General features: G+C 68.1%; 9 protein-coding genes and 1 tRNA gene. 4 read left to right on the top strand and 6 right to left on the bottom strand.

Annotated features, from left to right (window positions below; all coding sequences use genetic code 11):
* Positions 1-3: 3 nt before the first annotated feature.
* On the bottom strand, positions 4-2,127 hold the full coding sequence (locus QPK29_RS04355; protein WP_371771728.1) for a galactocerebrosidase: 2,124 nt from the start codon (positions 2,125-2,127) through the stop codon (positions 4-6).
* A gap of 44 nt (positions 2,128-2,171) precedes the next feature.
* Positions 2,172-5,801 (bottom strand): hydantoinase B/oxoprolinase family protein, encoded by a 3,630-nt coding sequence (locus tag QPK29_RS04350; RefSeq protein WP_371771727.1) that lies wholly within the window; start codon positions 5,799-5,801, stop codon positions 2,172-2,174.
* Positions 5,802-5,902: 101 nt separating this feature from the next.
* Between QPK29_RS04350 and QPK29_RS04345 the strand changes: the two genes are divergently transcribed.
* Positions 5,903-7,399 carry an NAD(P)H-hydrate dehydratase gene (locus QPK29_RS04345; RefSeq protein ID WP_371771726.1) on the top strand — a complete coding sequence of 499 codons (1,497 nt, stop codon included), beginning with the start codon at positions 5,903-5,905 and terminating at the stop codon, positions 7,397-7,399.
* 6 nt (positions 7,400-7,405) lie between these two features.
* Here the strand turns inward: QPK29_RS04345 and QPK29_RS04340 are convergent, their stop codons facing one another.
* Positions 7,406-8,125: an ABC transporter ATP-binding protein gene (locus QPK29_RS04340; protein WP_371771725.1), complete on the bottom strand. Its 720-nt coding sequence runs from the start codon at positions 8,123-8,125 to the stop codon at positions 7,406-7,408.
* On the opposite strand from QPK29_RS04340, the gene QPK29_RS04335 reads away from it, so the two are divergent.
* From QPK29_RS04335 to cynS, 3 genes are read left to right on the top strand one after another with little or no spacing between them, the layout of a single operon-like run.
* Entirely contained in the window at positions 8,124-8,756 is a 633-nt protein-coding gene (locus QPK29_RS04335; protein WP_056129420.1) for an arylesterase, read from the top strand. The genes QPK29_RS04340 and QPK29_RS04335 overlap by 2 nt on opposite strands.
* On the top strand, positions 8,756-9,808 hold the full coding sequence (gene mnmH, locus QPK29_RS04330; RefSeq protein WP_371771724.1) for a tRNA 2-selenouridine(34) synthase MnmH: 1,053 nt from the start codon (positions 8,756-8,758) through the stop codon (positions 9,806-9,808). Before QPK29_RS04335 ends, mnmH begins: the two co-directional genes overlap by 1 nt.
* Before the next feature lie 57 nt (positions 9,809-9,865).
* Positions 9,866-10,309: a cyanase gene (gene cynS, locus QPK29_RS04325; RefSeq protein ID WP_160410874.1), complete on the top strand. Its 444-nt coding sequence runs from the start codon at positions 9,866-9,868 to the stop codon at positions 10,307-10,309.
* 1 nt (position 10,310) lies between these two features.
* Here cynS and QPK29_RS04320 read toward each other — a convergent pair whose 3' ends face one another.
* The 3 genes from QPK29_RS04320 to QPK29_RS04310 form a co-directional block, all read right to left on the bottom strand.
* Positions 10,311-10,742 carry a GNAT family N-acetyltransferase gene (locus QPK29_RS04320; RefSeq protein ID WP_371771723.1) on the bottom strand — a complete coding sequence of 144 codons (432 nt, stop codon included), beginning with the start codon at positions 10,740-10,742 and terminating at the stop codon, positions 10,311-10,313.
* Positions 10,743-10,844: 102 nt separating this feature from the next.
* Positions 10,845-12,758 carry a SurA N-terminal domain-containing protein gene (locus QPK29_RS04315; RefSeq protein ID WP_371771722.1) on the bottom strand — a complete coding sequence of 638 codons (1,914 nt, stop codon included), beginning with the start codon at positions 12,756-12,758 and terminating at the stop codon, positions 10,845-10,847.
* Positions 12,759-12,841: 83 nt separating this feature from the next.
* Positions 12,842-12,918, bottom strand: a tRNA-Asp gene (locus tag QPK29_RS04310).

Below are 12,918 nucleotides of genomic sequence, written 5' to 3'. Positions count from 1 at the left end.
CGATCAGCGCTTGCGGGCGTACAGCGGCGCCTGTCCCGGCAACGGCTTCGTCGGCGGCGGCAGCGCGCCGTCGACGCGGTTGACCACGACGTCGCGGTAGTACGGCATGCCGAGGCTTGTCTGCGCCGGTCCCGCCAGCAGGCCGGCCATGCCTTTGCCGTACAGGGTATCGGTCGCCTCCACCACCGGCTTGCCGTCGACGTAGCCGCGGATGCGCGTCCCGCTGAACTGCAGTTTCAACGTATGCCAGCGATCGGCCGCCACACCGGCCAGCGGCGCCGACGCCAGCACCTTCTCTCCGCCTTCCGCCGCATCGTTCGCCGCCTTGATCAGCGCCTGCTGCTCGGCATCGCCGACGAGCGCCTTCTTGTCCACCTTGCCGCGCACCACGACGAGCCGCACCTCGCCCGCGCCGTCCAGTTCCAGCCAATAGCCTTTCGGGATCGCGCCATAGCCGCTGCCCACGTCGTTGATACGGCCCATCACGGCGGCCGATTCGCCGCGGCCCACCCTCACGTCCGCGCTGACCTCGTAGTCGGTCCAGCCGTCGTCGCCGAGGATCGTGTACGGCTTCCAGTCCGGCGCCCACGAATGCGGCCTCACGGGCACGCCCTGGCGCAGGCAGGTGCGCCGGTCGCCGGGGCACGGCGCCAGCTCGAACGCGCCTTCGATGTCGGCGAAGTAGCGCGGCAGATAACCCCATGCGCGCGCATCCCGGTAGTCATCGAAGTTTGCACGGTACGGGAACGGAAAGGCCTGTTGCGCGGGCACGCCGGCGAATCCGCCCTTTTGCTGGCCGCGCGTGGTCGTCAGCGAATAGATCGCGTCCGGATCGACCGTCAGCGCCACCGCGCCGCCCTCCGGATGCAGGTCCGCCACGTGCACGAACTGCGCCCGCGCGTCGCTGCGCCACACGGCCACGTCGGCCGTCGACAGGCCGGCGCCGACCGCCACGCGCACCGTCTGCGGCGCTTTCGCCTGGCGCGTCTCGATGATCACGCTGTAGTCCGCGCCCGGCGATTTCAGCGTCACGTAGCTGCCGCCGTCCTGCAACGCGCCGCTGCCCTGCGGCACATACGTCCACCCGGCCGCCGTGAACTGGCCGTAGTGCGCATAGGCCCACAGCTGCGGATTCACCTCGTAGTGGCCGCTCCACGGCCAGTTCGCGCGGATCGCCGCCTCCTTCACGCCCGAATACGGTTCCAGCGTGTACAGGCCCGCGATGCCGTACCAGTTGACGATCTTCGTCACGCCGCTGTCGATCCAGTTGCGGTTGAACGCCTGGACGATCCCCAGCGCGCCGTCGAAGCCGGCCACGTAGACGTGCTGCTCGGTATTCCAGATCGGCTTGCCCAGCGCGGCCGCCGCCTCGCGCACCCAGCTCGGCACGACCGATTCCGGCGCGTTGATGTGGGCGCCGATAATGTCGATCGCGTCGCGCAGGCCCGCGTCCTTCGGCATGTCCTTCACGAAGTCGAACTTCGTATCGTCGGGCCAGTTGTCGAAACTGTGCAGCTTCACCTTGGAGAATCCGCCGGCGTCGAGGCGGGCGCGCAGCGTCTTCGCGAAATCGTAGCTGACGCCCTTCTCGTTGCGGCTGCCGATCGCGTCGAGCTCCAGCCCGTACACGTCGCGCAGGCCTTTCAGCCAGCTGACGTAGTAGTCGGCGCCGTCCGGCGAAAAGAATTCGTGGCTGCCGCCGCTGTCGCCGATCCAGCCCGGGGCGCTCCACGCGGCGGCGTCCAGGGTCAGCGCGGGATTGCGCCGCTTCGCCTCGCGCAGCACCCACCACGTATAGCCGCGGCCGTAGTCGACGTCGGCGCGCGTATGCCGATGGCTGGGCATGGAGCCCTGCGTGGAATTGCCGTCGCCCGGAATCTCGACGATCAGCGCGCTGATCGAGGCGCCGAACTTCGGCTTGTACATCAGGTCGAGGATCTGGCTGCGCTGCGGCTCGGGATAATCCTTCAGCAGCACCGACGTCGCCCCGCCGCCGTCGACCACGCCGATGCCGTCGAAGCGGGTGCCGGGCGGGCGGCCGTCGAGCGTGATGGTCTGGACGCCGGCAAAGGCAGGCAGCGCCGCGGTCAGCGCCAGGGAAAGCAGGAGGGTTCGTCGCGTAGTCATGACCGAAGTATGGGCCGCGGCTTACGCAAAGAACAATTCCGATTTCATATGGGCGTTTTCGAAAATGGCATACCTGCCGCGTCTCCATACCCGCCGCCGCCCGGCGTCTCGATGACGAACACGTCGCCGGCCCCCATCTCCGCCTTGCCGATGTGCCCCAGTTCCTCGACGCGTCCGTCGGCCCGCTCCACGAGATTGCGACCGCGCGCGCCGGGCGCGCCGCCGGCCATGCCGAACGGCGCGTGGATGCGGTTGTTGGACAGGATCGCCGCCGTCATCGGTTCGAGGAAGCGGATGCGCCGCACGCCGCCGTTCCCGCCGTGCCAGCGCCCCGCCCCGCCGGAACCGGCGCGGATCGCATAACTCTCCAGGCGGACGGGGAAACGGAATTCCAGGATCTCCGGGTCCGTCAGCCGGGAGTTCGTCATATTGGTCTGCACGACGTCCGTGCCGTCGAAGCCCGGCCCCGCGCCGGAGCCGCCGGAGATGGTCTCGTAATACTGGTAGCGCGCATTCCCGAACGTGAAGTTGTTCATCGTGCCCTGCGCCGCCGCCATCACGCCGAGCGCGCCGTACAGCGCGTTCGTGATGCACGTCGACGTCTCCACATTGCCCGACACGACCGATGCCGGATAGTGCGGGTTCAGCATGGAGCCCGGCGGGATGATCACCTTCAGCGGCTTCAGGCAGCCCGCGTTCAGCGGGATCTCGTCGTCGACCAGCGTGCGGAACACGTACAGCACCGCCGCCATGCAGACGGCGGACGGCGCATTGAAATTGTTCGGCAGCTGGCCGGACGTGCCCGTAAAATCGATCTCCGCGCTGCGCGCCGCGCGGTCGACGCGGATCGTCACTTCGATGCGCGCGCCGTTATCGAGCTCGTTGACGAAGTGCCCGTCCGCCAGCGCCGTGATCACGCGCCGCACGGCTTCCTCGGCATTGTCCTGCACGTGTCCCATGTAGGCGCGCACGACGTCCAGGCCGTATAAGGCGACCATCTTGCGCAGCTCGTCGACACCCTTCTGGTTCGCCGCCACCTGGGCCCGCAAGTCGGCCAGGTTCTGGTCCGGATTGCGCGCGGGCCAGCGCGCGCCGGCCAGCAGGGCGCGGGTTTCGGCCTCGCGCAGCACGCCGTCCGCGCCGTCGACCAGCTTGAAATTGTCGATCAGGACGCCCTCCTCCTCGATGTGCGTGGAGTCGGGCGGCATCGAGCCCGGCGTCGTGCCGCCGATGTCCGCGTGGTGGCCGCGCGAGCCCACGTAGAACAGGATGTCCCTGCCCGCCGCGTCGAACACGGGAGAAATGACCGTCACGTCGGGCAGGTGCGTGCCGCCGTTGTACGGGTCGTTCAGCACGTACACGTCGCCCGCCTTCATCGTCCCCGCGTTCTTGCGCATCACGGCCTTGATGCTCTCCCCCATCGACCCGAGGTGCACGGGCATGTGCGGCGCGTTCGCGACGAGGTTGCCGTCCGCGTCGAAGATGGCGCAGCTGAAGTCCAGGCGCTCCTTGATGTTGACGGAGTAGGCCGTGTTCTGCAGGCGCAGGCCCATCTGCTCGGCGATGGACATAAAGAGGTTGTTGAAGATCTCCAGCATCACCGGATCGACCGTCGTGCCGATCGCGTGGCGCTGCGGCAGCGGGTGCACGCGGCGCAGCACGAGGTGGTTGTACGCCGTGACCTCGGCGCGCCAGCCCGGCTCCACGATCGTCGTCGCATTCGCTTCCGCGATGATGGCCGGGCCGTCGATGACGTCGCCCGGCGCGATGTCCTGGCGGCGGTACACGCCCGTGTCGCGCCACGCGCCGTCCGCATACATCCTTACCGTTTCGAACGCCGGCGCGGCGCCGCCGCGCGCAACGGCGTCCACCGGCTGCTCTGGCGGCGCATCGGAACGCCCCAGCGCTTCCACCGACACGGCTTCCACGACGAGCGCCTTGCCCGGCATGAGGAAGGAAAAGCGCCGGCGGTACGCCTGCTCGAATCGCGCCTGCAACGCGGCGCGGTCGCCATCCGGCACGACGATGGCGGAATCCGTGCCCTCGTAGCGCAGGTGCACGCGCCGTAGGACGTCGATGCGCTCCGAAGCCACGCCCTGCGCGGCGAGGTCGGCCCGCGCCGCCTCGGCCAGCGCGTCCAGCCCGGCCGCCAATGCATCGGGGCCGACGTCGTCCAGCCGCCGCTCGACGGCCCGCTCGCGCATCGCGCTCTGGTCCGCGAGACCCATGCCATAGGCCGAGAGCACGCCCGCCAGCGAATGGATGAACACCGTCTTCATGCCCAGCGCGTCCGCGACGAGGCAGGCGTGCTGCCCGCCAGCCCCACCGAAACTCGTGAGCGCGTAGTCCGTGACGTCGTGCCCGCGCTGCACGGAGATCTGCTTGATCGCGTTGGCCATATTGCCCACGGCGATGCGGATGAAGCCCTCGGCGACGGCTTCGGGCTGCGGCCGCGTCCCGGTCGCGCGGTCGACGTCGGCGGCCATCGCGTCGAAGCCCGCGCGCACGGCATCCGCATCGAGCGGCTGGTCGGCGCCGGGGCCGAACAGGTGCGGGAAGTGCCGGGGCTGGATCTTGCCGAGCATGACGTTGCAGTCCGTGACGGCCAGCGGTCCGCCGCGCCGGTAGCTCGCGGGACCGGGATTCGCGCCGGCGCTGTCCGGTCCCACGCGGTAGCGGCTGCCGTCGAAATGCAGGATCGAGCCGCCGCCCGCGGCGACGGTGTGGATGCTCATCATGGGCGCGCGCATGCGCACGCCGGCGACCTGGGTCTCGAACACGCGCTCGAATTCACCCGCATAGTGCGACACGTCGGTCGACGTGCCGCCCATGTCGAAGCCGATGATGCGCTCGAAGCCGGCCAGGCGGCTCGCGCGCACCATGCCGACGATGCCGCCGGCCGGACCGGACAGGATGCTGTCCTTGCCCTGGAACGCGCGCGCATCCGCCAGGCCGCCGCTGGACTGCATGAATTGCAGGTTCACGCCCGGCAGCTCGGACGCCACCTGGTCCACGTAGCGGCGCAGGATCGGCGACAGGTACGCATCCACGACCGTCGTGTCCCCCCGCGCCACGAGTTTCATCAGGGGACTCGTGGCGTGCGACACGGACACCTGCGTAAAACCGATGGCGCGGGCGATGCGCGCGACGGCGTCCTCGTGCTGGTGGTAGCGATAGCCGTGCATGAACACGATGGCGAGCGCGCGGATGCCGGCGTCGTACGCCGCCTGCAGGTCGCGCCGCGCGGCCGCCTCGTCGAGCGGCACGACGACGTCGCCGTGGGCGCCGATGCGTTCGTCGACTTCGATCACGCGGCCGTACAGCAGCTCGGGCAGCACGATGTGCCGGTCGAACAGGCGCGGACGGTTCTGGTAGGCGATGCGTAACGCGTCACGGAAACCCCGCGTGATCGCGAGCACGGTGGGCTCGCCCTTGCGCTCCAGCAGCGCATTGGTCGCGACCGTCGTGCCCATCTTGACGGCCTCCACCTGTCCGGCGGCGATGGGCGCGCCGGGCGCCAGGCCGAGCAGGTGGCGGATGCCTGCCACGGCCGCGTCCCGGTACTGTTCAGGATTTTCCGAGAGCAGCTTGTGCGTGACGAGGCTGCCGTCGGGCCGGCGCGCCACGATGTCCGTGAACGTACCGCCGCGGTCGATCCAGAACTGCCAATCCATCGTATGTCTCCAGAAAGTCATCGAGCGGCTATTGTAGTCGCGCGCGGCGCCGATTTTGGCGACAATGCAGTTTTCGCAATCTTTACGAGCCTGGAACCACCATGGACAATCCGCTCTACAGCGTCGCGCAGATCCGCGCCATCGAACAGGACGCGCAGTCGCAGCTCCCGCCGGGCATGCTCATGCGGCGCGCCGGCGAGGCCGCGTCCACGTACGCGCTCGAACTGCTGGGCGGCCTGCCGACGGGCCGCATCCTCGTGCTGGCCGGCCCCGGCAACAACGGCGGCGATGCGCTGGAAGTGGCCGCGAACCTGGCCAATCTGGGCGCCAACGTGGACGTCGTCCACCTCGCCGGCGCGGCCCCGTCGCCCGAGACCGGGCACGCCCTCGCGCGCGCCCAGGCCAGCCGGGCGCGCTTCGTGTCCGACGTCGCGGACTGCAACGGCTGCTGCCTGGTCGTCGACGGCCTGTTCGGCATCGGCCTCGCGCGCCCGCTCGCGGCCCAGGCGCGCGCGCTCGTCGAATGGACGCACGGCATGGCGTGCCCGGTTCTCGCGCTGGACGTGCCGAGCGGCCTCGATGCGGACACGGGGAGCGTCATCGGCCCGGACGGCGTCGCCGTGCGCGCCACGCATACCATCACCTTCCTCGGCGACAAGCCGGGCCTGCACACGGGCGACGGCTGCGACCACGCGGGCCGCGTGCACGTCAACCGCCTCGGTGCGCATGGCCTGCACACGGAAGCCGCGCACGCGCGCCTAAACGCCCCCGCCCTGTTCGCGGGTTGCCTCGCGCCACGCCGCAATAATTCGCACAAGGGCACCTATGGCGACGTCGCCGTGCTGGGCGGGGCGCGCGGGATGGCGGGTGCCGGCATCCTCGCGGCGCGCGCGGCGCTGTATGCGGGCGCGGGCCGCGTGTTCGTGGCCGCCGTCGATCCGGGGCCGGGCCTCGATCCGCTGCAGCCGGAGATCATGTTCCGCGACGCGGCCGGCTTCGCGTTCGACGGCCGCACCGTCGTCGCCGGTCCCGGCATGGGCGATTCCGCCGGCGCCACGCACCTGCTGTCGAAAGTCATCGACGGCACCGGGCCGCTCGTGGTCGATGCGGACGCGCTGAACCTGTGCGCGGCGAGCCCCGACCTGACCGCCCGCCTGACCGCGCACGACGGCGAAGTCGTCATCACGCCGCACCCGCTGGAAGCCGCGCGCCTGCTCGGCGTCACGGCCGCCATCGTGCAGGCCGACCGGCTGGAGAATGCGCGCGAGCTGGCGCAGCGGCTGGATGCCGTCGTCGTGCTGAAAGGCGCGGGCAGCGTCATCGCGCGGCCGGACGGGGAAGTGGCGCTGAATACGACGGGCAATCCGGGCCTTGCCACGGGCGGCACGGGCGACGTGCTGGCGGGGCTCGTCGGCACCTTGCTCGGCCAGGGCTGGCCCGCGTGGGAAGCGGCGCTGGCCGCGACGTGGCTGCACGGCGCGGCGGCCGACCGGCTCGTGGCAGGCGGCGCCGGCCCCATCGGCCTCACGGCGGGCGAGCTGCCGCGCGCGATCCGCGCCGAGCTGAATGCGCTCGTCGCCGACGCGGCGCTGGCCTGAAGGGCGTTACACGGCCAGGCGGCCCGCCGCGATCGTCAGCGTGCGGCCGCAGCGCGCGGCCATGGCGGGGTCGTGGGTGACGAGGACGAGGGTCGAGCCGCGCTCGCGATTCAGTTCGAACATCAGCTGGATGACGGCTTCACCGGTGGCGGCATCGAGACTGCCCGTGGGCTCGTCGGCGAACAGCAGCGGCGGTTCGGTGACGAACGCGCGGGCCAGCGCCACGCGCTGCTGCTCGCCGCCCGACAGGTACTTCGGATAGTGGCGCAGGCGGCTCGACAGGCCCACGCGGCCCAGCATCGCCTCGGCCTTCGCGCGCGCGTCCGCGTCGCCCCGCAGTTCCAGCGGCAGCATCACGTTTTCCAGCGCGTTCAAGTGCCCGAGCAACTGGAACGACTGGAACACGAAGCCCAGCTTCGCCTTGCGGAACGCGGCGCGGCCATCCTCGTCAAGGGCGAAGATATCCGTACCGTCGAGCAGGACCTGGCCCGACGATGGCGTATCGAGGCCGGCCAGCAGGCCGAGCAAGGTGGACTTGCCGGAGCCGGAAGCGCCGACGAGGGCGAGCGTCTCGGCCGGTTGCACGGTAAAATCCACCTCGTGCAGGATCGTGAGCTCGCCGCTGGCATCCGCCACGCGCTTCGACAGGCCGCGGACCTCGATGGCCGGCCTTGCCGTTCCGCTCACACTTGAACTGCCTTTTGACGCCTCGGGAATATCACGCATGCTTGCTTTACTCAGGAAATGGACGATCGCTGCCGTCGCGGTGCTTGGCATGACCGCGGCGGGGAGCGCCTATTCTGCCCCAAAAACCGTGCTCGTGGTGGGCGACAGCCTGTCCGCCGAATACGGCCTCGCGCGCGGCACCGGCTGGGTCGCCCTGCTGGAACAGCGCCTGAAGGCCGAGAAGATCGACGCGCACATCGTCAACGCCAGCATCAGCGGCGAGACGACGAGCGGCGGCCGCACGCGCCTGCCCGTCCTGCTGCAGCAGCACAAGCCAGACGTCGTCGTGCTGGAACTGGGCGCGAACGACGGCCTGCGCGGCCTGAGCGTGCCGGCCGCCGCGGACAACCTGCGCACGATGATCCAGCTCGCGCAGCAGAACAAGGCCAAGGTCCTGCTCGTCGGCATGCGCATGCCGCCCAACTACGGCCGCGCCTACACCGAACGCTTCGCCGGCATGTACAAGGACCTCGCCGGTACATACAAAGTGCCGCTGGTGCCGTTCATGCTGGACGGCGTCGCGCAAGACGCGGCAAACTTCCAGGCCGACCGCATGCACCCGCTCGCGACCGCCCATCCGACCATCCTCAACAACATCTGGCCGCAATTCGCGCCTCTCGTCAAACGATAATGAAATACCCCGCAGTCCTCGGCGTCGACGACGTCCTGCCCATGCTCGACCAGTTCGACACCATCATCGACGCGCGCAGCGAGTCCGAGTTCGCGCTCGACCGCATCCCGGGCGCCATCAATTGCCCCACGCTGGACGACGCGCAGCGCGTCCTCGTCGGCACCACGTACAAGCAGGTCGGCGCCTTCGAGGCGAAGAAGATCGGCGCCCCCCTCGTCGCGCAGAACATCGCGCGCTACGTCGAGACGCTGTTCGCCGACAAGCCGAAGGACTGGAAACCGCTCGTGTACTGCTGGCGCGGCGGCAACCGCAGCGGCTCGATGGCCCTGATCTTCGCCAAGATCGGCTGGCCCGTCGTGCAGCTCGACGGCGGCTACAAGGCGTATCGCGCCTACGTCGCGGCCGCGCTGGAAAACCCGCCGGCGCTGGATTTCCGGGTCATTTGCGGCACGACGGGCAGCGGCAAGAGCCGCCTGCTCGAAACGCTGGAATCCATCGGCGCGCAGGTGCTCGACCTGGAGCGCCTCGCCGCGCACCGCGGCTCCGTCCTCGGCCACCTGCCGGGCGAGCCGCAGCCGAGCCAGAAGATGTTCGAGACGCGCATCTGGGACAAGCTGCGCCGCTTCGATCCGTCCAGGCCCGTGTTCGTGGAATCGGAGAGCAAGAAGGTGGGCAACCTGCGCGTGCCGGAGGTCGTCATGGAACGCATGCGCGCCGCGCCCTGCATTTCGCTGCAGCTGGACCGTCCCCTTCGGGTGCAGCTGCTGATGGAAGACTACCACCACTTCTGCGCCGACCCGGGCGCATTGAATGCGCAGCTGGACCATCTGGTGCAACTGCACGGCCGCGCGCGCATCGAAACGTGGCAGCAGATGGCCAATACGGGGCAGATGCCGGCGCTCGTGGACCAGCTGCTCGTCGAGCACTACGACCCCGCCTACCTGCGCTCGATCGACCGGAATTTCGTGCACTACCCGCAGGCCGAGGCGCTGACCTTGCCGGGCATCTCGAAGGACGACTTCATTGCGGCCGCGCGGCATCTGCACGGCTAGGACTGGCACGGCTCTTGCTGCGTGTCTCTCTCCTGAACCGCACACGAGGGGAACGCGATGAACCGCATGGATGTCACCGAGAAAATCGTCAGCGCCAAGGTAGCCAAAGGCATCAGATGGGAAGACGTGGCCGGCAGGGTCGGCCAGTCGAAGGAATGGACGACCGCGCTGTGCCTGGGCCAGATGACCGCCTCGGCCGAACAGGCGACCATCCTCGGCGACATCTTCGGCCTGACCGACGAAGAGTGCAAGTGGCTGCAGGTGGTCCCGTACAAGGGTTCGCTGCCGACGGCCGTCCCGACCGATCCGCTGATCTACCGCTGGTACGAGATCGTCAACGTCTACGGCACGACGGTCAAGGAACTGATCCACGAAGAGTTTGGCGACGGCATCATGAGCGCCATCGACTTCCACATGGACATCGTGCGCGCGCCCGATCCGAAAGGCGACCGGGTCAACGTGATCCTGTCAGGCAAATTCCTGCCGTACAAGCAGTATTGACTCATTCCTGCGCGAGATAGCCCTGCGCGGTGGCCTTGTCCTGGTCCTGGAACACGGCCATCGCCGTCGTCATGCGCCGGAAGCCGTAGCGCGCATAAAACCCTTCCTTGCCGGGTACCGAATACAGGATGATCTTCGCGTGCCCGCGCGAGCACTCGACGAGGTGCGCGATCAGCGCGTCCCCCAGGCCGCGTCCCTGGTGGCTGGGCAGGATCGCTACGTCGCAGATATAGGAACAGTCGAGGCCGTCGGCCAGCGCACGTCCGGCCGCGACCAGCACGCCGTCCTCGTAGCCGAAACGGCGGAACATGCTGTTGCCGAACACCGTCTTCAGGCGTTCCGGCGACTTGTCGCCGAGCGGGGCCTTGCGATACAGATCGGAGAGTTCGTTCCAGTCCACGTTGTCGAGCGTGTCGGTCCAGGTGACAGTCATGGGGTCGTCCTTGCGTTGTCGATCGAACTGCGATTGTAACGGTGCTGCAAAGAAAAAGCCCGGTCCGCTCGCGCGGCCGGGCTGTCGATGACGCGTCCGGAATTATTCGGACTTGGCGCCGAGATCGGCAGGCTTGACGTTGATCTTCGCCTTCGCCTTGCGCTTCAGCGCTTCGACGAAGCCATAGGTCTCGGCATTGCCGACGGCGCGGCCGATCTGTTCCGCTTCCTGCTTGCGGCGCGCCACGTCCGGCTGGGCCGGCTGGCTCACCTTGTTGATGCGGTAGACGCCATAGCCCACGCCCGGGATGTCGACGCCGACATAGGCCGGCAGCTTGCTCGCGTCCGCCTTCAGCACGGCGACCGCGGCCGTCTCGTTGATCGTCGGCTGCTTCGTGCGCGCCACGATCTTCGCTTCGCCGAAGCCGGCGGTATCGCCCGATGCCTTGGCGGCGGCCAGTTTCGCTTCGCCGGCCTGGCGTGCCAGCTTGGCCGCTTCTTCCTGCGTCACGCGCTGGCGGATGGCGGCTTCGACGTCGGCCAGCGGACGCTTGGTCGCCGGCTTGAATTCCACGACGCGGCCCGCGACCAGCGTACCCGGCGCCACTTCGACGGCGTCCGTGTTGCGCTTGTTCTTCACCGCGTCGCTGCCGAAGATCGCTTCCAGGAATTTCGGATTGTTGACCGGCGACGCGCCCAGGGCCGGGTTCGGCGCACGGGTCAGGCCTTCGGCGGTCTGGATCGTCAGGCCCAGCTTGTCGGCGACCGGCTTCAGGCTGTCCGCCTGCTCGTACACGGTGTTGCGGAAGGTTTCCGCCAGTTCCGTGTACTTCGCCGACATCTTCGCCTTCTTCAGCTCGGCAAGGATTTCCGGCTTCGCCTCTTCCAGCGACTTCTGGGTTTCCGGCACGATCTTCGTGATCTTGATGATGTGGTAGCCGAATTCCGAACGGACGAGACCGCTGACTTCGCCTTCCTTCAGGCCGTAGATCGCGTCTTCGACGGGCTTGACGAACACGCCCTTCTGCACGACGCCCAGGTCGCCGCCCAGCTCGGCCGAGCCCGGATCCTGCGATTGCGCCTTGGCGATCTTCGCGAAGTCGTTCGGGTTCTTGCGGACTTCATCCAGGACAGCCTGCGCCTTGGCCTTCGCGGCGGCGTCCTCGGCGGCCGAGGCGCCCTTCTTCACGTTGATCAGGATGTGGCTGGCGGTACGCTTTTCCGGCGTGGTGAAGCGCGCCTTGTTCTTGTTGTACGCGTCGGCGATGTCGGCGTCGGACACGTTGACCTGCTTCTCGACGGCGGACGCATCGAACACGACGTACTCGGCCTTGATGGATTCCGGCACCTGGAACAGCGCCGCGTTCTTGTCGTAATAGGCCTTGATCATGTCATCCGTGACCTTGACCTGCGCAACGTAGTTCGCAGCCGGGAACAGCTGCTCCTGCACTTCACGCTCTTCGTCGTTGATGTCCGACAGGCGGTTGGCGACGGTACGCGGCGCGAACGCGGTCTGCTGGACGGAACCGACGAGCTGCTGCACGGCCAGGTCGTGGCGCATGCGCTGGTCGAACATGTCCGGCGTCATGCCCTGCGCGGCCAGTGCGGCCTTGTAACGGTCCATGTCGAACGTGCCGTCTTCCTTGCGGAATGCCTGGATCCCGAGGATCGCCTTCTGCAGCGCGGCGTCGCTCACCGTCAGGTGGTTGCGGATGATCTCGGCGTTGATGGCGCGCTCGGCCACGAGCTGGTCGAGCACGGCCTGCTTCGCTTCCGGCGTCTCGAACAGTTTCTGGTCGAACTGCTCGCCCATCATCTGGCGGGCCTGGTCCAGCTGGCGGCGCTGGGCGGCTTCCCACTCCTGCTGGGTGATCTTCTTCCCGTCCACGGTCGCCACACCATCGTTGCTGCCGCGTTCGTTGTAGCTGCTGACGCCCACCAGAACGAACGACGGAACGATCAGCAACAGCAGGAAGAACTGCATCAGGCGCTGGTGAGTACGGATAAATTCAAACATGGTCAGCCAATCAAGGTTGAAAATGCGTTATCGAAAAACTTAAAAAAAAAGGCGAACCTAGGTTCGCCTCTTTTTCAGTATCTTGGCGGAGCGGACGGGGCTCGAACCCGCGACCCCCGGCGTGACAGGCCGGTATTCTAACCAACTGAACTACCGCTCC

This window comes from Massilia orientalis (assembly GCF_030411975.2).
Taxonomy (GTDB): Bacteria; Pseudomonadota; Gammaproteobacteria; order Burkholderiales; family Burkholderiaceae_D; genus Telluria; species Telluria orientalis.
The sequence above is the reverse complement of the archived record's forward strand: the minus strand, read 5'-3'. Positions and strand labels throughout refer to the sequence as shown.

Coding starts and splice junctions, on each gene's coding strand:
- QPK29_RS04355 (WP_371771728.1), bottom strand. CDS start 2,127: ATGACTACGCGACGAACCCTCCTGCTTTCCCTGGCGCTGACCGCGGCG.
- QPK29_RS04350 (WP_371771727.1), bottom strand. CDS start 5,801: ATGGATTGGCAGTTCTGGATCGACCGCGGCGGTACGTTCACGGACATC.
- QPK29_RS04345 (WP_371771726.1), top strand. CDS start 5,903: ATGGACAATCCGCTCTACAGCGTCGCGCAGATCCGCGCCATCGAACAG.
- QPK29_RS04335 (WP_056129420.1), top strand. CDS start 8,124: ATGCTTGCTTTACTCAGGAAATGGACGATCGCTGCCGTCGCGGTGCTT.
- QPK29_RS04340 (WP_371771725.1), bottom strand. CDS start 8,125: ATGCGTGATATTCCCGAGGCGTCAAAAGGCAGTTCAAGTGTGAGCGGA.
- mnmH (WP_371771724.1), top strand. CDS start 8,756: ATGAAATACCCCGCAGTCCTCGGCGTCGACGACGTCCTGCCCATGCTC.
- cynS (WP_160410874.1), top strand. CDS start 9,866: ATGAACCGCATGGATGTCACCGAGAAAATCGTCAGCGCCAAGGTAGCC.
- QPK29_RS04320 (WP_371771723.1), bottom strand. CDS start 10,742: ATGACTGTCACCTGGACCGACACGCTCGACAACGTGGACTGGAACGAA.
- QPK29_RS04315 (WP_371771722.1), bottom strand. CDS start 12,758: ATGTTTGAATTTATCCGTACTCACCAGCGCCTGATGCAGTTCTTCCTG.